This window comes from Acinetobacter sp. YH12116, from assembly GCF_013418895.1.
GTDB lineage: Bacteria > Pseudomonadota > Gammaproteobacteria > Pseudomonadales > Moraxellaceae > Acinetobacter > Acinetobacter indicus.
This window is the reverse complement of the sequence record NZ_VPBE01000022.1, coordinates 1-18,857: the sequence shown is the minus strand read 5'-3', so window position 1 is coordinate 18,857 and position 18,857 is coordinate 1. Positions and strand designations below refer to the sequence as shown.

17 protein-coding genes and 4 tRNA genes are annotated in these 18,857 nt (G+C 47.7%); 13 read left to right on the top strand and 8 right to left on the bottom strand.

Features of this window, described 5'->3' with window-relative positions; genetic code table 11:
* Positions 1 to 69: 69 nt before the first annotated feature.
* Positions 70 to 948: a metal-dependent hydrolase gene (locus FTU54_RS11965; RefSeq protein ID WP_016658655.1), complete on the bottom strand. Its 879-nt coding sequence runs from the start codon at positions 946 to 948 to the stop codon at positions 70 to 72.
* A gap of 120 nt (positions 949 to 1,068) precedes the next feature.
* Here FTU54_RS11965 and FTU54_RS11960 point away from each other — a divergent pair, with 120 nt between their 5' ends.
* Positions 1,069 to 2,154: an AraC family transcriptional regulator gene (locus FTU54_RS11960; RefSeq protein WP_160241008.1), complete on the top strand. Its 1,086-nt coding sequence runs from the start codon at positions 1,069 to 1,071 to the stop codon at positions 2,152 to 2,154.
* Between the two features lie 11 nt (positions 2,155 to 2,165).
* Here the strand turns inward: FTU54_RS11960 and FTU54_RS11955 are convergent, their stop codons facing one another.
* Positions 2,166 to 3,497 (bottom strand): Na+/H+ antiporter NhaC family protein, encoded by a 1,332-nt coding sequence (locus FTU54_RS11955; RefSeq protein WP_160242839.1) that lies wholly within the window; start codon positions 3,495 to 3,497, stop codon positions 2,166 to 2,168.
* A 364-nt stretch (positions 3,498 to 3,861) separates the two neighbouring features.
* On the opposite strand from FTU54_RS11955, the gene trpA reads away from it, so the two are divergent.
* The 4 genes from trpA to FTU54_RS11935 are packed head-to-tail and all read left to right on the top strand — an operon-like array spanning position 3,862 to position 7,860.
* Positions 3,862 to 4,665 (top strand): tryptophan synthase subunit alpha, encoded by an 804-nt coding sequence (trpA, locus tag FTU54_RS11950; RefSeq protein WP_005179970.1) that lies wholly within the window; start codon positions 3,862 to 3,864, stop codon positions 4,663 to 4,665.
* Positions 4,662 to 5,558: an acetyl-CoA carboxylase, carboxyltransferase subunit beta gene (accD, locus tag FTU54_RS11945; RefSeq protein WP_005179967.1), complete on the top strand. Its 897-nt coding sequence runs from the start codon at positions 4,662 to 4,664 to the stop codon at positions 5,556 to 5,558. The genes trpA and accD overlap by 4 nt, the downstream gene beginning before the upstream one ends.
* Positions 5,555 to 6,838, top strand: coding sequence for a bifunctional tetrahydrofolate synthase/dihydrofolate synthase (folC, locus tag FTU54_RS11940; protein WP_127799864.1), 1,284 nt, complete (start codon positions 5,555 to 5,557; stop codon positions 6,836 to 6,838). The genes accD and folC overlap by 4 nt, the downstream gene beginning before the upstream one ends.
* Entirely contained in the window at positions 6,835 to 7,860 is a 1,026-nt protein-coding gene (locus tag FTU54_RS11935; RefSeq protein ID WP_104473719.1) for an SPOR domain-containing protein, read from the top strand. Before folC ends, FTU54_RS11935 begins: the two co-directional genes overlap by 4 nt.
* Positions 7,861 to 7,893: 33 nt before the next feature.
* On the opposite strand, the gene FTU54_RS11930 is transcribed toward FTU54_RS11935, so the two are convergent.
* Both FTU54_RS11930 and FTU54_RS11925 read right to left on the bottom strand, forming a co-directional pair.
* Positions 7,894 to 8,475: a dual specificity protein phosphatase family protein gene (locus tag FTU54_RS11930; RefSeq protein WP_168399778.1), complete on the bottom strand. Its 582-nt coding sequence runs from the start codon at positions 8,473 to 8,475 to the stop codon at positions 7,894 to 7,896.
* Between the two features lie 121 nt (positions 8,476 to 8,596).
* Positions 8,597 to 9,238 carry a peroxiredoxin gene (locus FTU54_RS11925; protein ID WP_168399777.1) on the bottom strand — a complete coding sequence of 214 codons (642 nt, stop codon included), beginning with the start codon at positions 9,236 to 9,238 and terminating at the stop codon, positions 8,597 to 8,599.
* Between the two features lie 339 nt (positions 9,239 to 9,577).
* On the opposite strand from FTU54_RS11925, the gene secA reads away from it, so the two are divergent.
* The 8 genes from secA (at position 9,578) to FTU54_RS11885 (ending at position 15,952) form a co-directional block, all read left to right on the top strand.
* Positions 9,578 to 12,295, top strand: coding sequence for a preprotein translocase subunit SecA (gene secA / locus FTU54_RS11920; protein WP_168408835.1), 2,718 nt, complete (start codon positions 9,578 to 9,580; stop codon positions 12,293 to 12,295).
* A 157-nt stretch (positions 12,296 to 12,452) separates the two neighbouring features.
* On the top strand, positions 12,453 to 12,806 hold the full coding sequence (locus FTU54_RS11915) for a hypothetical protein (RefSeq protein WP_005179954.1): 354 nt from the start codon (positions 12,453 to 12,455) through the stop codon (positions 12,804 to 12,806).
* 159 nt (positions 12,807 to 12,965) lie between these two features.
* On the top strand, positions 12,966 to 14,186 hold the full coding sequence (gene argJ / locus FTU54_RS11910; protein WP_016658664.1) for a bifunctional glutamate N-acetyltransferase/amino-acid acetyltransferase ArgJ: 1,221 nt from the start codon (positions 12,966 to 12,968) through the stop codon (positions 14,184 to 14,186).
* 144 nt (positions 14,187 to 14,330) lie between these two features.
* Entirely contained in the window at positions 14,331 to 15,398 is a 1,068-nt protein-coding gene (gene nadA, locus FTU54_RS11905; RefSeq protein WP_005179948.1) for a quinolinate synthase NadA, read from the top strand.
* 154 nt (positions 15,399 to 15,552) lie between these two features.
* Positions 15,553 to 15,629, top strand: a tRNA-Pro gene (locus FTU54_RS11900).
* A gap of 41 nt (positions 15,630 to 15,670) precedes the next feature.
* A tRNA-Arg gene (locus tag FTU54_RS11895) sits at positions 15,671 to 15,747 on the top strand.
* A gap of 34 nt (positions 15,748 to 15,781) precedes the next feature.
* Positions 15,782 to 15,857, top strand: a tRNA-His gene (locus FTU54_RS11890).
* Positions 15,858 to 15,875: 18 nt separating this feature from the next.
* Positions 15,876 to 15,952, top strand: a tRNA-Pro gene (locus tag FTU54_RS11885).
* Between the two features lie 133 nt (positions 15,953 to 16,085).
* On the opposite strand, the gene FTU54_RS11880 is transcribed toward FTU54_RS11885, so the two are convergent.
* From FTU54_RS11880 to FTU54_RS11870, 4 genes are read right to left on the bottom strand one after another with little or no spacing between them, the layout of a single operon-like run.
* Positions 16,086 to 16,565 (bottom strand): OmpA family protein, encoded by a 480-nt coding sequence (locus tag FTU54_RS11880; RefSeq protein ID WP_168408834.1) that lies wholly within the window; start codon positions 16,563 to 16,565, stop codon positions 16,086 to 16,088.
* Between the two features lie 7 nt (positions 16,566 to 16,572).
* Entirely contained in the window at positions 16,573 to 17,661 is a 1,089-nt protein-coding gene (locus FTU54_RS11875; RefSeq protein ID WP_168408833.1) for a sensor domain-containing diguanylate cyclase, read from the bottom strand.
* Positions 17,658 to 17,801: a hypothetical protein gene (locus FTU54_RS15325; RefSeq protein WP_160242843.1), complete on the bottom strand. Its 144-nt coding sequence runs from the start codon at positions 17,799 to 17,801 to the stop codon at positions 17,658 to 17,660. Before FTU54_RS15325 ends, FTU54_RS11875 begins: the two co-directional genes overlap by 4 nt.
* A complete protein-coding gene (locus FTU54_RS11870) occupies positions 17,794 to 18,255 on the bottom strand; it encodes a YfiR family protein (protein ID WP_257223818.1) in 462 nt (153 codons plus the stop codon). Before FTU54_RS11870 ends, FTU54_RS15325 begins: the two co-directional genes overlap by 8 nt.
* Positions 18,256 to 18,857: the final 602 nt, after the last annotated feature.

Here is an 18,857-nt window from a genome sequence, read left to right as displayed (position 1 = left end):
TACAACTCATCCACTCAATAAAAAAGCTGAACCTGACTTTCAGCTTTTTTAATCCATCATAACTTTTCTTTAATCTTTAGCCGCCTGCCAGAAGGCTTCACCGGCCTGAATCGGATCGTTGGTTTGTTCCAGGGTGTTAATCCAGACTTCATACTGGGCAATAATCGGATGCTGGCTGGGATGAAAATCTTTTTTAAACCAGTCCTTATATAGCCGGCCCATCCGGGTCAAGGTGCCTTTTTTGCCAAAGAACCACGGCAAACCTTTGGCATTCAGTTGCAGACGCTGCCACAGACTAAAGCCATCCTGTTTTAACATGATATTGGCCCGATAAATGGTAAAACCAAACATCAGGAACGTGGTCCAGACCAGGGCAAAATGCCGCATCGCTTCAGAAACTTGGGCCACATCACGCATTACATCAAAGGCCACATCCCGATGTTCCATTTCTTCAATCGCATGCCAGGCAAACAAGGCGCGTACATACGGATGTGCTTCAGCTAACGTCGAGCGATGGGCATAAAAAGTTTCGGCCATGAGGGCGGTCAGGTGCTCGGCTGCTGCCGTGGTGGCAATATTGTATTCCGGTGAGCGTTTTTCCAGTTCAAATTTAAAAATCCGGTTGAGCTGGCGGATAAACTGATCCACCGGCATACCCTGATTTTTCATTAGCTGGTTCATTTTGTCATGCGCGATGCCATGCTGGGCTTCCTGGCGGATAAAGTCGGCCACGCGTTGCTGCAGTTCTGGCTGCTGAATCTGCTCGCGGTACAAGCGTACCGACTGAATAAAATAGCGTTCCCCATCGGGAAAGGTCAGGCTTAAGGCATCAAACATGCGGGTCAGAAAAGGATCTCCACCAAACCAGAAGCGTGGAATCTGTTCCAGCTTAAAGTCGAGATTGCTGCGCACCACCGGTTGCGCCTGATATTGGACTATGGCATTCATCTTGTTTTACTTCATCTAGTCGTTCATATCTGCAGTATGTCGGGCTTTAGCGGCTTTGTTTTGACAAGTCTTGCCAGTTTTTATACATTTTACGCCATAGTGAAAATAAGAAATGTCAGGATGACAACTTACCCGAGTGATATTCAGATTCCAAACGGCTATGTGCATTTGTGGCAGTCCTACCTGCAGGCACAAGGTGTGCAGCCGCAACAGCTCGAGCTGTCAGACAGCTTGCAGCAATATGTGCAGCATGTGCTCAGTTTGCCGATTGATGGCCAATCTTCCTGTCAGGCTTTTATTACGCTGCTGGAACAGACCCGGCAGCAGCTGAACACAGCCTATCTGGTGTTTGAGCTGGCGCGTTTTATCCGTCCGGAACATTTTGGTGTGCTCGGCTATATGGCCTCGCGCAGTAATAGCGTGGCCGAGGCCTTGCAGTATATTGCCCAGTTTAGCCGGCTGGTGATTGATGCTAACGAAGCGGTTCCCATGCAGATTCAGCAGCAGGATGATCTGCTGATTGTCTCCTGGCCGAATCCGCAGGATCAGAGCACGCTGATTCACGAAATCACCTTTGCCTGTATGCTGCAGCTGGCCCGGCAGATGTTTGCGGCCGAACACTTTCCCTTGCGCCGGGTTCATTTTGCCCATGCTCCGCAAACGGCGCTGTATCAATATCAAAAGTTTTATGGCTGCGAAGTGTTGTTTGATCAGCCGGATTATCAGCTGGTGCTGAGCATCGACAGCCTGCAGCTGCAACCACAGCAGCCTGATCCAACTTTAATCGGGATTTTAAAAAAACAGGCTGAAGAAGCGATGGCGGCCAAACCTTTGCTGGAAGGGCTGGACCAGAAGCTGCGTCATTTGATTGCCGATTATTTAAGGCTGCAGCAACAAGCACCCAAGCTGGATGAGCTGGCTGTCGAGCTGTGTATGTCCAGTCGCACTTTGCAGCGTCAACTGAGTGAACTGGGGACCTCATTTAAACAGCTGCTGGACATGGAAAGGATCAAACGCTGTGAGTTGCTATTACCGCAAAAGCTGAGTCTGACCGAGATTGCCAGCCAGCTCGGTTATTCCGATCAGTCGGCTTTGGCGCGTGCCTATAAAGCGCATTGCGGCCAGACCTTAACCGAGCGGCGCCGGGTACTGCGTCAGCAACAGACCACCAATAAAAAGCGGCTGAATAGCCGCTTGGAAAATTAAAAAGTACAGTCTTAAGCCGTGCGCAGTTTAGGGAAACGCAAGGCAATAGCGGCAATCGCAAAAATCGCCAGCACCCAGCAATAATAGACACTGCCAATCAGCTCTACCGGTGACATTTTGGCAATCGAGCAGGCCAGCAATAACTGGGCGCCATAAGGAATTAGGCCCTGTACCACGCAGGAGAAAATATCCAGCAGGGCGGCAGCGCGTTTCGGATCGACGCCATATTCCTGCGCCACTTCCCGTGCCATATCTCCAGACAGGATAATCGCCACAGTATTGTTGGCCACAAACAGGTTGGAAAACACCACCAGAAAGCTAATCCCCAACTCACCAGCACGTTGCGCGCCAACCTTAAACAGGCGAGTCAGCTTGTAGATGCGTTGAATCAGCCATTCCAGGCCGCCTTCTTTTTGCATAATGGCCGATAAGCCACCCAGGAACATCGACAGCAACGCCACTTCAAACATGCCGACAAAACCGTCATAAATAGCACCATTCAGCTTGAGCAGATCAAACTCAGGCAGCATCAACAGTCCCATCAGTGCCGAGAGTAAAATCCCGATGGTTAACACTGCCAGTACATGCAGGCGGGAAAAGGCCAGCACAAACACCGCCACATAAGGCAAGATGAGCCAGGCGTTATACTCCTGATAGGCAATGGCCTGGGTATTCTGGTTAATCAGCATATAAATCAGTACTGTGATCAGTGCAGCCGGTACGGCAATCCAGACATTGACCTTGAACTTGTCACGCAGCTGTACTTTCTGGCTGCTGGTGGCGGCAATGGTGGTGTCAGAAATCATCGACAGGTTATCGCCAAACATGGCACCGCCAACCACCGCACCAATGGTATAGACCGTGGCAATTTGCGTGGCTTCGGAAAAACCAAAGGCAATGGGTGCACAGGCTGCAATGGTGCCCATTGAGGTGCCCATGGCGGTGGCAACAAAGGCTGAAATCAGAAACAGCATCGGCAGTACAAATTCAGGCGGGATGATCGACAGGCCCAGCTGTACCGTGGCATTGACACTGCCAATGGCGCCACTGGTGCTGGCAAAGGCACCGGCCAGCATAAACACCATAAACATCAGGATCAGGTTCGGATGGCTGGCGCCCTGCAAAAATTCTTCAATGGCCCGGTTCAGCTGACCACGATAGAGCAATAATGCCAGGATAATCGCCGGAATGGCCGCCACCGGCGCCTTGACCTGATAGAAGGCAAACTCGGTCCCAATCAGGGAATGGTAAATGCCACTGCCTAAAAAAATGGCTAAAAATACAATAAGTGGCAACAGCGCAAGCCCGCGAGCGTGCACTTTTGCCTGGGAGTCGGAAATCATAGAAATAAGAAAAAGTCTGAAAACGGCGCTAGTATAAAGCAGCTTTTGCTATTTCTGAAAACTTTAAATGTAAATGCTAACTGTCCTATTTTTATCATCTTTTTTGCTCAGTCATTGGGTTTTTCTAACTGCTTGAGATTGCTGGGAATAGCGAAATTAGGCATCTTTGATCATTGAGAAAAAAACCGAAATATCGGTAAATGTAGCTTTCGGGTTGTTCTGGAATTCGCGCTTTGCTGATGAAATCGGGCATCGACCAGCTGTGCTCTGTTCAATGAGCAAAAAATAGCGTTACAATGCGATGTCCTGTATTTCGACAATAGCAACTTATCAGTTTTGAATTATTCAAGGAAAGCACAGCCCTATGTCACGTTTAGCCACCCGATTTGCACAGTTGAAATCTCAACAACGTAAGGCCCTCGTATCTTATGTCATGGCAGGTGACCCACAGCCACAGGTAACGGTACCGCTGTTACATCAAATGGTTGAGGCGGGTGTAGATGTGATTGAGCTTGGACTGCCATTCTCTGACCCGATGGCCGATGGTCCAGTCATTGCCTTGGCTGCAGAACGTGCATTGGCAGGGGGAACCAATACCCTCGATGCACTGAATATGGTCAAGGAATTCCGCCAAAAAGACACGGAAACACCAGTGGTGCTCATGGGTTATTTAAACCCGGTTGAGGTCATTGGCTACCAGAAGTTTGTCGCCTATGCGCATGAATGTGGGGTAGATGGTGTCTTGCTGGTGGATCTGCCGCCAGAAGAAGCTGCCGATTTAGACCAGATCTTACAGCAGTACGATATGGACCAGATTTTCCTGCTGGCACCAACCTCTACCGATGAGCGTATCCAGCATGTAGTGAAACAGGCCAGCGGCTTTATTTACTACGTGTCGCTCAAAGGCGTGACCGGTGCAGCCACTTTAGATGTCTCTGAAGCGGCGCAGCGGATTGAGAAAATCAAGGCAGTCACCGATGTACCGGTTGGTGTCGGTTTCGGTATCAGTGATGCGGCATCTGCCAAAGTCATGGGTGCCGTGGCAGATGCCGTCATCGTCGGCAGTGCTTTCGTAAAACAGTTTGCCAACCTCGAACCAGAACAAGCCGTGGTTGAAACGGTTAATAAAGTCAAGGAGCTTCGAGCCGCGCTCGATGAGTTAGTATGAGTCAAGAAGTCAAGCCAGGGAAAATCTTAAGCCCAACTACGCCGTGGACAGAACGCGGCGTACCGGGAATTCATGTACCGGATGAGCAGCAAGCCTTAAAGGCGACATTCACCGAACCAACTATCGAATGTCCGGAATGTCATGCACTGGTGACTCGTACAGCCATGTCTTTCAATGCCTATGTCTGCCCGCAATGTGACGAGCATTTACGCATGAAAGCGCGTGACCGTTTAACCTGGTTCCTCGATCAGGTCGATGCCGAATTGGGTCAGGAATTCTCTGCCAAAGATCCACTGAAATTTGTGGACAGCAAGCCGTATCCGGACCGTATGGCCGAAGCGCAAAAGAAAACCGGTGAAACTGAAGCTTTACTGGTCATGCAAGGTTTATTAAAAGGCGTGCCGGTAACCACCTGTGCCTTTGAATTTGACTTTATGGGCGGCTCTATGGGCACGGTGGTCGGTGACCGTTTTGTGCTTGCAGCGGAACGTGCCATTCAGCAACGTCAGCCGTTAATCTGCTTTGCCGCCTCAGGCGGTGCGCGTATGCAGGAAGGCATGCTGTCTTTAATGCAGATGGCGCGTACTTCAGCAGCCATCCAGCGTTTAAAAGAAGCGGGCTTACCATATATCGTGGTCTTAACCCATCCGGTATATGGTGGCGTAACGGCATCGTTGGCAATGTTGGGTGATGTTCATCTGGCAGAACCAAAAGCCATGATTGGCTTTGCCGGTAAGCGTGTAATTGAGCAAACCGTACGTGAAAAACTGGATGAACCGTTCCAGCGCGCGGAATACCTGCTTGATCATGGTGTGGTCGATCAGATTGTTCATCGTCATGCATTACGTGATACTGTATATCGCATTGTCACGAAACTGATGAATTTGTCTTGAATACAGCACCACTTGCAACCGACTCTTTAGAAACATGGCTCAATTATTGGAGCCATGTTCACGTTACAGGGATTGATTTAGGTCTGGAACGGGTGATTCCTGTGGCTGAAAAGCTGGGCGTCACTCACCCGGACGCAAAAGTGTTTACCGTCGCGGGCACCAATGGCAAAGGTTCCACCACCACCACCTTGGCCGCGATTTTAAATGCTCAGGGTTATCAGGTGGGGCTGTATCAGTCGCCGCATATTTACCGTTTTAATGAACGGGTCAAACTGGGCGGCGTCGAGGTCGATGACCAGCAACTGATTGAGGCCTTTGTACAGGTTGATCAGGCGCGTCGTGACTGTAATTTAAGTTTATCGTTTTTTGAAGCCACCACGCTGGCGGCTTTTGTCATTTTTAAACAGCAGGCCTGTGATGTCTGGGTGCTGGAAGTTGGCCTAGGTGGCCGTCTGGATGTGGTTAATGTGGTACATCCCGATATGGCCGTGATTACCAATATCGGGCTGGATCATACCGACTGGCTGGGCGATACCATTGAAAAAATTGCCTTTGAAAAAGCCGGCATCATCCGCCCGAATATTCCGGTGATCTTTGGCGGCGTGCAGGAATTACCGCAAGCCATTCAGGACAAGGCAGCACAGTGTCAGGCCCCGCTGTATGTCGCCAATCGTGATTATTTTTATCGCACCGCTGCAGATGGCCAGTCCTGGTTATTTGCCAGCAGTGGCAGCACCTTGAAATTACCGCTTGGCACGCTGGCGCTGGAAAATATATCGACCGCAGTTGCCGCCGTGTTACTTAGCGGTCTGAACATCCAGCAGCAGGCGATTGCCGAAGGCATCCAACAGGCCCAGCTCCCGGGCCGTTTTGAAATTCGCCAGATTGCCGGCAAGACCGTAATCTTTGACGCCGGGCACAATCCGCACGGTGTAGAGTTTTTGTTAAAGCAATTGCGAAATTATTTAAATTACAATAAACAGTACACCGAAGTGATCAGTGTGTTTTCCATGCTGGCCGATAAAGATGTGAATTCTGTCGTTGCCTTATTGAAAGAACATGTTTTAATGTGGAAAATTGCACAATTAAATGTTCCTCGTGCGGCAGACATCACACAACTGGATGCGGCTCTCGAGGGCGAAACAGTACAGCACTTTGATAGTGTTCAATTAGCTTTTAAATCAGCGCTGGATGAAACGAACAATAATCAGCTGATTTTGGTATGTGGATCATTTCATACCTTAGAAGCGGTATGGGAGTATTTGGAAGAATGTCAATGAATAACAAACAGCGCTGGATGGGCGGCGTTGTTTTATTGGGTGGTGGTGTGTTATTGGCAGCATTACTCCTGAAAGGCCAAGAAGAAATACATCAAAATAATGTCAAAACGCCAGAACGGGTCGAACAGTTACAGCAAAATACTGTGCCTGAAGCCGAAATGATTCAGCTACAACCTTTAACGGTAGATGTAGAAACTGAAAAACGTCTGCTGGAAGAGCAGCGCCGTGCCCGTGAAAAAGCCGTGGCTGAACAGGAAGCGCGTGCAGCTGAATTCCTGGCCATGCAGCAGCAGGCAGAAGCTGAAGCCGCCCGTAAGGCTGCAGAAGAATATGCGGCCTTAAATGCACTACGTAATGGCCAGCAGCAAAGTTCCGACAATATTCCGCCAGAGCTGGTTGAAGATGAGCAGGCCAAACAAAAACGTCTGGCTGAAGAAAAACTGGCTGCCCAGAAAAAGCTGGAACAGCAAAAAGCAGCTGAAGCCAAAAAAGCCGCTGAACAGAAAGCGGCCCAGGAACGTACTGCTGCCGAGAAAAAAGCAGCAGAACAAAAAGCTGCGGAAGAAAAACGCTTAGCCGAAGAAAAGCGTCAGGCAGAAGCCAAACGCAAGGCCGAGCAGGAACGCAAGGCTGCTGAACAGAAAGCTGCAGAAGAGAAGCGCAAAGCTGAGGAAAAACGTCAGGCAGAAGCCAAACGTAAAGCCGAAGAAGAAGCCAAAAAGAAAGCTGAAGCCGAGAAAGCACGTAAACTGCTGGAAGGCGAAGATGATGGCAAGCAGTGGATGGTGCAGGTGGCACTGGCTGCCAATGAGGCCAATGCCGATGCACTGGCCGCGCGCTTAAAAGCCAAAGGCTATAAAGTCACCAAGAGTCCAACCTCTAAAGGGATCCGGATTATGGTGGGGCCATCCAAAGACCGTGAAAGTGCCGATGCAGCACGCAAGAAAATTGCGGCGGATGCCAGCCTGAACATGAAATCGGCCTGGGTGATTGACTGGGTGCCGTTAGACAAGCGGAACTAGTTGTAAGTATCCTTTGGCATTTTGCCCTTAGTTTTAATCTGATGGATTTGACAGTTGCTGTCGAATCCATTTTATATTTTCAGGACGAAATAAGGCGTCAATATTGACCCAGATCGGATGAAAGCCAAAGCCACCATATTTCATTTCTGCCAGCGCCTGTTCCACCGGCCAGTGTTCAAATATAATCCGGTACATGGCCACACTGGCCCCGGTCCGGTCTGCACCATGATAACAATGAATCAGCACTTTTTGCTGTTGGGCTTGGGCGGTTTGAATCTGCTGCATCACCTGCAATAAATCTTCCCGGTCAATGGCCCAGGTATGAATCGGTAGATGCACCGATTGTAGTCCATGCTGCTGTAGCGGTTCAGCCTCTGTCGCTTTGGGACGCAAGTTGATGACCACATCAATCTCATGCTGTTGTAACAATGCTGCCAGCTGTTGATCGGGCTGTTCGCTGCGAAACAGCATCGGGCTGACCTGATAAAAATTGTGCTGCGCATCCAGCGGTTGAGCCCAGGCACTCGGGCGTTGCTGTTCAGGCAAGGCCGGTGTGGTCATGCAGCCCGTGCAACAAATACAGGTCAGGACCAGGGCAAGCAGATTTTTGGGCATAGTGTTTTAATTGGTTGTGCTGGGTCATTCCAGTGTAGCACGGCTGAGGTGCTGACCTTGTACCATGAAAAAATGCCCGTCTGAAGACAGGCATACAGGAAGATGAACGGACCTTGATTATTTAGTCACGATTCGGCTGCGGGGTTAAACGCAGGTATGGTTTTACTGCGGTATAGCCTTTCGGGAAGCGCTGTTTTAATTCGGCTTCATCTTGCAGTGAAGGCACAATCACCACATCTTCACCCTCTTGCCAGTTGGCCGGGGTGGCCACTTTATAGTTGTCGGTCAGTTGCAGGGAATCGATCACGCGTAAAATTTCATGGAAATTACGCCCGGTAGAGGCCGGATAGGTAATAATTAAACGCACTTTTTTATTCGGGTCGATAATCACCAGGGAGCGTACCGTCAGGGTTTCGTTGGCATTGGGATGAATAAAATCATATAGCGTCGATACTTTACGGTCCTGATCGGCAATAATCGGAAAATTCACGCTGGTGTTCTGGGTTTCGTTAATGTCATTAATCCAGCCTTTGTGTGACTCGACATCATCGACCGACAGGGCAATGGCCTTGACGCCACGTTTTTCAAATTCCTGTTTGAGTTTTGCGGTATAGCCCAGTTCGGTGGTACAGACCGGGGTGTAGTCGGCAGGATGTGAAAACAGGATGCCCCAGCTGTCGCCCAGAAATTCATAAAAGTTCAGGGTGCCTTCGCTTGATTCCTGAGTAAAGTCGGGTGCGGTATCGCCTAATCGTAAACTCATTTTAACTGCCTCATATCGTTGTTGTATTGGGGGATGGAATTGACTATGGCGCAATTCTTTTAGCATTGAAAATACTTTTTTTGTAATTCTTTATGAATATATGGAATAAGTAGTTGCATGAAATGCTGAAAAAACATGCAGTCATATTGTCATGCTTTGACTATATCATCCGATTAAAATTTGCTACATTATTTTGCCTTAGCTTCGCTGTACGGATAGAAATCATCAGAATTTTTTGATGGGTTGTGTGCAAAACCCTTGTACTTCAAATTTCTAGCACCATAATAACGACTGAGAACAAATTATTCTTTTGACAAGCAAGATTTAGAGAGTCTATTCATGTTGGCAAGTCTGATCGGAGGAATCTTCGGTACCAAAAATGAGCGCGAACTCAAACGCATGCGTAAAATCGTAGACAAGATTAATGCGCTCGAGCCGACGATATCAGCCTTAAGCGATGCAGACTTATCTGCAAAAACCGAAGAATTCAAACAACGATATAACAAGGGCGAAAGTCTAGATAAGTTATTGCCAGAAGCGTTTGCAGTCTGCCGTGAAGCCGGGAAACGGGTCATGGGCATGCGCCATTATGATGTACAGCTGATTGGTGGTATTACCCTGCACGAAGGTAAAATTGCAGAAATGCGTACCGGTGAAGGTAAAACCTTAATGGGGACTTTGGCCTGTTACCTGAATGCCTTAAGTGGTGAAGGCGTACACGTGATTACCGTGAACGACTACCTGGCACAGCGTGATGCCGAGCTCAACCGTCCACTCTTTGAATTTCTGGGTTTAAGCATCGGCATTATTTATTCGATGCAGGACCCGACCGAAAAAGCGCAAGCTTACCGTGCCGATATTACTTACGGGACCAACAACGAATTTGGTTTCGACTATTTGCGTGACAACATGGTGTTCTCGCTGGCAGAGAAAAAGCAGCGTGGCCTGACCTATGCCATTATCGATGAAGTCGACTCGATCCTGATTGATGAAGCACGTACCCCACTGATTATCTCGGGTCAGAGCGAAGACTCATCACAGCTGTATGCGGCGATTAATACCATTCCGCCTAAACTGCATCCGCAAAAAGAAGAGAAAGTGCCAGATGGCGGTCACTTCTGGATTGATGAAAAACAGCGTTCGGTTGAAATGACCGAAGTCGGTTATGAAACCGTAGAAAATGAGCTGATTCAGATGGGGCTGCTGGCAGAAGGGGAAAGCCTGTATTCTGCTTCCAACCTGAATCTGGTACATCACGTGTCTGCGGCCATTCGTGCCCATTTCCTGTATCAGCGCAATGTGCATTACATCATCCATGATGGTGAAGTGATTATTGTCGATGAAAACACCGGCCGTACCATGCCGGGTCGTCGCTGGTCTGAAGGTCTGCATCAGGCAGTTGAAGCCAAAGAAGGTCTGGAAATCCAGCCTGAAAACCAGACTCTGGCCACCACCACCTTCCAGAACTACTTCCGTCTGTACAAAAAACTGTCCGGTATGACCGGTACTGCCGATACTGAAGCGGCAGAAATGAAAGAAATTTATGGTCTGGATGTGGTAATTATTCCAACCCACCGTCCAATGATCCGTCAGGACCATAACGATTTAATCTATTTAAATCGTGAAGGCAAATACAATGCGATTATTCAGGAAATCCTGCGCGTGCAGGAATCCGGTGTCGCGCCGATCCTGATTGGTACTGCCACCATTGAAGCCTCAGAAATCCTCTCGGACAAACTGAAAGAGGCCGGTATTCATCACGAAGTTCTGAACGCCAAACAGCACGAACGTGAAGCCGATATTATTGCCCAAGCCGGTGCACCACGTGCGGTGACCATTGCCACCAACATGGCGGGTCGTGGTACCGATATTCTGCTCGGTGGTAACTGGAAAGCTCTGCTGGCCAAAATTGAAAACCCGATACCTGAAGATGAACAACGTCTGAAAGAAGAATGGGACCAGAACCACGAAGCGGTACTGGCCTCAGGCGGTTTGCATATTATTGGTTCTGAACGCCATGAATCACGCCGTATTGATAACCAGCTGCGTGGTCGTGCCGGTCGTCAGGGTGACCCGGGTGTGTCGCGTTTCTATCTGTCACTTGAAGATGACCTGATGCGTATTTTCGCCGGTGATCGTGTGGTGGCCATGATGCGTGCCATGGGCCTGAAAGAAGATGAAGCCATTGAACACAAAATGGTGTCGCGTTCGATTGAAAATGCCCAGCGCAAAGTTGAAGCACGTAACTTTGATATCCGTAAGAACCTGTTGAAATACGATGACGTCAACAATGAACAGCGTAAGATTATTTACTCACAGCGTGATGAAATTCTTGCCGCAAACTCATTGCAAGATTACATCGAAGAAATGCACCGTGAAGTAATTCAGGGCGTGATTGCCAACTATGTACCGCCAGAGTCCATTCATGACCAGTGGGATATTGACGGTCTGGAGCAGGCGTTACGTGAAGATCTGGCTTTAGATCTGCCAATTAACCAATGGTTAGAAGAAGATCGCCGTCTGGATGAAGAAGGTCTGGTCGAACGTATTTCTGATGAGCTGGTGGCTCGTTATAACAGCCGCCGTCAGCAAATGGGTGATGAATCTGCAGCCATGCTGGAGCGTCACTTTATGCTCAACTCGCTGGATCGTCACTGGAAAGACCATCTGGCGGCAATGGATTACTTGCGTCAAGGCATTCATTTACGTGGTTATGCGCAAAAGAATCCGGAGCAGGAATACAAGAAAGAAGCCTTTAACCTGTTTGTGAACATGCTCGCTGTGATCAAGTCTGATGTGGTGACAGACTTGTCCCGCGTACACGTACCAACAGCTGAGGAACTGGCTGAACTTGAAGCACAGAAACAGGCACAAGCCGAGGCGATGCAGCTGAATCTGTCTCATGCCGATGTGGACAGTCTGACCGGTGAAACTTTCGAAGCCGATGCGCAGCAGACAACCCCAACCGAAACGGTGTTTACGCCACCGGCAAGCCGTAATTCACCATGTCCATGTGGTTCAGGTCTGAAATACAAACAGTGCCACGGCAAAATCTAAGCCATTCAAAACATCTCGCAAAAAGCAGAATTTCGATTCTGCTTTTTTTTATTCCGCTAAGTGTTTGAATAGTTTTGCAAGATGTGAATACAGATTGCAGTGCAGGAAATTAAATGGTATTTAGTTGCACATTGCACACCGAAAAGTGGAAAACACAATGAAAAAAGTATTACAACCTTTACTGATTGTTGCTTTAGCAACGCCTGCTTTGGCTTTTGCCAATACCCAAACCACCACGCCGGCAAAAGTTCAGGCCGCAGTCGGTGTAAGCACCACCCAAGCAGTGGTCAATAATGACCAGGTGACGGTTGCAAGCCCACGTACCGGTATCCGTTATACCTTTGCCAACCCGAATAAACGTCCGATTGTGCTCCAGACTGCAGCCATTGCTCCGGCCAATGCTGCCAATGCCGACCGCATTGTTGCTTCTAACCCGGCCCTGTCTGCAGAAAGCCAGCAAAAAGCCAAACAGGCTTTATTAAACGAAGCTGCGCAACTGGCCAAAAACTAAGGATCAAGCACACAACACTAACCAGCCTGCGAGCTGGTTTTTTATTGCACGGCAGTTGAGTCTGGCCACAATTTTGTGGATGATGGGTTCTGCTCGATTTTTTCCTGATTTTGTTCTAAGCTGTGCACACTGAATTATTAACTGGTTGGACGTTTAAAAATGGCAGTAGGTGACGTTTCTATGCCACAGATGCATGTGGTCAAAGGGGTGAGAATTGGGACAGCAGAAGCCTATGTTCGTTATAAGAACCGACGTGACCTTGTTATTTTTGAACTGGCCGAAGGCGCCAATGTCGCCGGTGTGTTTACCCAAAACGCCTTTTGTGCAGCACCTGTGCATATCTGTAAAGCACATCTGCAGGCGGGTAATCCACGCTATTTAGTGATTAACACCGGCAATGCTAATGCCGGAACCGGTAAAACCGGTATGCAAAATGCAGCAGCAACCTGTGCCAAGCTGGCTGAACTGGCAGGTGTACAGACCGCCGAAGTATTGCCATTTTCTACCGGTGTGATTGGCGAGCAGTTACCAATTGAGCGTTTAACTGCGGGTTTACAACCGGCCCTAGACAGCTTGCGTGCTGATGCCTGGGACGACGCTGCCCGCGGTATTATGACCACAGATACCACACCGAAAGGTGCATCTGAGCAGTTTGAACTGGATGGCATCACTTATACCATGACCGGTATTTCTAAAGGTGCCGGCATGATTCGCCCGAATATGGCGACCATGCTTGGTTATGTGGCCACTGATGCTCCAATCAGCCGTGAACTGGTACAGCAACTGTTGAGTAGTACGGTTAATGTCTCGTTTAACCGCATCACTGTCGATGGCGATACCTCAACCAATGACTCCTGTATCTTCATTGCAACTGGCCAAGCCGGTGGTACAGAAATCAGCTCGACCGAAGATCCGCGTTATGCCGTAGTATTAGAGGTTTTAACCCGGGTGATGACACGTCTGGCGCAGCTGATTGTGCGTGATGGTGAAGGCGCGACCAAATTTATTACCGTTGCAGTCGAAGGTGGACAAAATACCCAGGAATGTTGCGATATTGCTTACAGTATTGCTCATTCACCGCTAGTAAAAACCGCTATTTTTGCCTCAGATCCAAACTGGGGCCGTATTCTGGCGGCCATTGGTTATGCGGGCGTGCCAAATTTAGACGTTGAAAAAATTCAGGTTTGGTTAGATGATGTACAAATCTGTAAAGATGGCGGCGCCGCAGCGGACTATACCGAAGAAGCCGGCGCACGTGTCATGGCGCAGCAGGAAATGACCATTCGTGTAGATTTAGGTCGTGGCCAGGCTCAAGATACCGTCTATACCTGCGATTTATCTTATGATTATGTCAAGATTAATGCAGACTACCGTTCTTAAGTCCCTGATGTATTTCTGAAAAAGCCTCCGTTGTGAGGCTTTTTTACAACGCTGTATTTTTAATGATTGGTCAAGCACTGACACTGACCAATTGCTGATGTAACTGCTTGTGCAAACAAGCATTTCGATAGAGAAGACGCTGTTATGAATGATGCGACCAATTTAATTGCCAATGAAGCAAAGTCGATTGTGCAGGCGCATTTAGACCGTTTGGGTGAACCGAAAGAAAATCATTTAACTGAAGAAGCCAAGCAGGCCAAATTTGCCTTAATTCAGGCCGAACTTAAAAAACGTGATGCAGTACTGGTGGCACACTATTATTGCGATCCTGAAGTGCAAGAGCTGGCAGAGCTGACGGGTGGTTGTGTATCGGATTCACTGGAAATGGCACGTTTTGGTCGTGATCATGCAGCGTCAACCTTGGTGGTGGCCGGGGTGAAATTTATGGGCGAAACCGCCAAAATCCTGTCACCTGAGAAAACAGTGCTGATGCCGACGCTGGAAGCCACCTGTTCACTCGACCTGGGCTGCCCGGTAGATGAATTTACCCAATTCTGCGATGCCCATCCTGATCATACCGTAGTGGTGTATGCCAACACCTCGGCTGCTGTGAAAGCCCGTGCCGACTGGGTGGTAACCTCAAGCTGTGCGGTTGAAATTGTCGAGCATCTCGATAGCCTGGGTGAAAAAATTATCTGGGCACCGGATCAGCATTTGGGGCGTTATATCCAGAAAAAAACGGGCGCAGATATGCTACTCTGGGATGGTGCCTGTATCGTGCATGAAGAATTCCGTGCCCGCGGGATTGCACAAATGAAAGCGCTTTATCCGGATGCAGCGGTGCTGGTGCATCCAGAATCACCAGAATCGGTGGTGGATATTGCTGATGCAGTCGGCAGTACCTCACAACTAATCAAGGCTGCCCAGACTTTGCCACATGAGCGTTTAATTGTGGCAACCGACCGCGGGATTTTCTACAAAATGCAGCAGGCGGTACCGAACAAGATTCTGGTAGAAGCGCCGACCGCCGGTGAAGGCGCGACCTGTCGCTCATGCGCGCATTGCCCGTGGATGGCCATGAACGAACTGGATGGCATTTTGCAGGTTTTACAGCAGGGGGATCAGGAAATTTTTGTTGATCCGGCGCTGGCAGAACGCGCTAAATTACCGCTTGATCGCATGTTAAACTTCAGTGCGCAGCTAAAACGCTAAAAATTGATTGAAAAATGTCTAAAATGCTTGATAAATAAGCGGTTGAAGAGATTTTTCATATTTTTTTAAAGATAGGTGTTGACGTCCACGGGCGTCGCGCCTAGAATGCACACCGTACCGCACGATGTGCGATACACGAAAAGCTGAGATGAAACGGAGCATAGCACAGCCTGGTAGTGCACCTGGTTTGGGACCAGGGGGTCGTAGGTTCGAATCCTACTGCTCCGACCAATTTCTCAAGGCAACGATGTGTTTTTGGTATCATCGGTTAAGCGCTTGTAGCTCAGTTGGATAGAGCATCCGCCTTCTAAGCGGATGGTCACAGGTTCGAATCCTGTCAGGCGCGCCATTTTGGTGGCTTGGTATTGTAGAACTAATTGATGGTGGATGTAGCTCAGTTGGTAGAGCCCTGGATTGTGATTCCAGTTGTCGCGGGTTCGAATCCCGTCATTCACCCCAACTTTTAAAGTTGAAAATCGGAGCATAGCACAGCCTGGTAGTGCACCTGGTTTGGGACCAGGGGGTCGTAGGTTCGAATCCTACTGCTCCGACCAATTTCCCTAAAGTTGAAAGATAAAAGATGCCGCGTTAAGCGGTTTTTTTATGCCTGAAATTTAAGTCTGCTGATAAAATCTCTCCATAAAAAAAGCCTCTGCAAGAGGCTAGTTCTACAAAGTAGCAAAATACTTAAGGCACAATTACCACATTTACACGACGGTTCATCGCCCGGTTTTCAGGAGAGGTGTTTGGTACCAGTGGTTGTTCTGCACCGCGAGGAATCACCTGTAAATTTACTGGTCGAAAGCCTTGTTGCATAAAAATCTGTGCGACATTTTCAGCGCGTTCTCCGGACAACTTCAGGTTATAGGCCAGGTCACCGACATTATCGCTATGTCCAATAATTTTGACTTTATCTAGTTTATATTTCAGTAACTTGCTCGAGAGTTGCTGTAAGGCTTGCTGGTTATGCGCCTGGATCTCGGCCTGATCAAAACCGAACAGCAGTTTTTCTGGTAGGCCTAAGCTCCAGCCCTCGCTGGTCAGGCTAAAACCTTCCTGCTTGAGCATGCGGGCCTGTTTGTAATTGAGCTCCCCCAGACTCATGCAGGCACTGAGGGTAGTCAGTGCAAGCAGCAGACAAGCAGTTTTAAAAATATGTTTTAACATGAATAAACTAACCTTTGGCCATGCGCCCGTGCTCTGCAAAAATGTACCAGTGTTGTGCGAGCTGCTTGGCCTTATACATGGCCATATCTGCATTATTGATCAGCATTTCAGGAGATGATGCTGACTGCGCGAGTGCGATACCAATACTAAAACTGAAATAAATAGGATGATGATTAAAAATTAAAGGCTGGCGACAGCAGTGGAGTAAATTTTCACTTATTCTAATTAAATCATGATGATCTTCAATATTTTTTACAATAATTGCGAACTCATCACCACCGAGGCGGGACACAAAATCATGCTGGTTTAACGCTTGGCGCAAGCGTTTGGCCATTTCCAGCAGCACGGCATCACCGGCGGCATGGCCGTGGCGATCATTAATTTCTTTAAAGTTATCGTTATCAATAAACAGCAGGGCAATGCTGTCTTGCGTACCTTGGGCAAAACTCTGTGCCAGCATTTGATGGAAATATTCACGATTAGGAAGTTGGGTCAGTCCATCATGACGGGCCTGATGCGACAATTGATGATTTTCATGTTGCAGGGCCCGGGTTGAGGCTTCAATTTTGTCCAGCAGTTCATTTACCACGCGATTAATTTCCTGAAACTCAGAAATTTCAGACGAGGGCAGGCGTAGCTGATAATTTTTATTGGTGCTGATGGTCTGGGTGGTCTGTACCAGTGGATTGACCGCTTTCATCAAATGTCGGTAAACCGCATTTGCCGACCAGAACAGTAAGGCCAGCAGTAAAATAAAGCTAATGGTCAGCGCCAGTAGAATGGTATAGAAAAAACTGACATGGGTGGAGGCATTGCCATAGACCACCAGTTGTCCAAAGTTTTGCTGCTGATGCTGAATCTCGACTGTCACTGGCTCACGAAAATACAGCCAGTCCAGTAAATACTGAATAAACGGTAACGCATTTTGATGATGATGAATGGTCGACAGGACCTCACCATTGGTTGCGATGACTTGAATCGAATGAATCGGATATTGCTCGGCATATTCAGCCAGAATCTTCTGAATTGTATAGGTGTCATGAAAGACCACAGCGGGCTGAATCCGCTCTGCCCGAGAACCGGATAAAATACTCAAACTCTGTTTGGCATGACTTCCAGGGTGTAATTAGACACCACACAAAAAATACCTAGGCATAAACCAAAGGTCAGAATAAAAATCACCAGCTGGTAGGAACGGAAAATACGTCGTAGCGATACTGCTTTGGGCTTATTCATGCTTTAGGCCCCCGTTTTTACCCAGTAATAATACCCGGGGGTCAATATGTACCTGCGATTGCGTCAGACTTTGCATATTCACCCTAAATGAATACTGCGGATTTTTCTTCTGGTAAAGGCAAAAGACGCTGCCCAGCTCACAGGCTGAATTGATGGTGCTAATGCTTAAGGCGGGATAACGCACTGTACTGTTCAGAATATTCTGTTCTTCACGCGGGCTTAAGTTAGAAAAGACAATGGCCTGACAACTGGTCTGTTTTAAATCGTCTAATTGTAGTGGGCTGATTTTATAAACATGCTGTGCGCTACGCTGGCTTTTAAATTGTTGTGCCAGTACAGGATTATTCACAATACAAATATTCGGCGTGTTTTGCTCCCATTTGGCATAACTTAAAATGGCATACACCATTTGGGGTGCACCAGCGGTTGGGCTATTGGCATGGGCAGGGTGCAAACATAAACACAGCAAAAAACACAGTGTTTTGTGTAAGGAGAGAGAAGGCATTTTTATAAAAAATTAAAAATAAAATTATGGCCGCAGTCTAACTAAAATAAAAATGAAAGAAAAGGATAAAAAATAAACTAAAAAACCTGAAATTGATCATAAAAAATACAGTTAAAATATATTTCCCAGAATAATTAAAAATAGGGGTTGCGTCAGGTTTTATTTGCTCTATAATGCACATCCATCGGCGGTGATGTTGATAAAAACTTGTTGATAAACAAGGATTTAGCTAAAATGGTTGGGTTCTGGTTTAGGTGGTAAGTTTAGAAATAAAATCAACATTTCGTGTTGACTTTCTAAAAATAGAGAGTAATATAGCCGACCTAGCTTGATGCTGACGAAGCATCGAGAAGATCATTAAGAGATTATGAAGAACAACTTGTGTGGATTTTTACTGGTTGATTAATCGAAATTATTTTCATTGATTGATTGGTTTAAATTACTCGAAGTTTATTTGAGCGAAATTTAAGTCAGAAAATTGATGAGCCAAGTTTAAGAACTTTACTTATAAAGTTCGAAATGATTTTAACTGAAGAGTTTGATCATGGCTC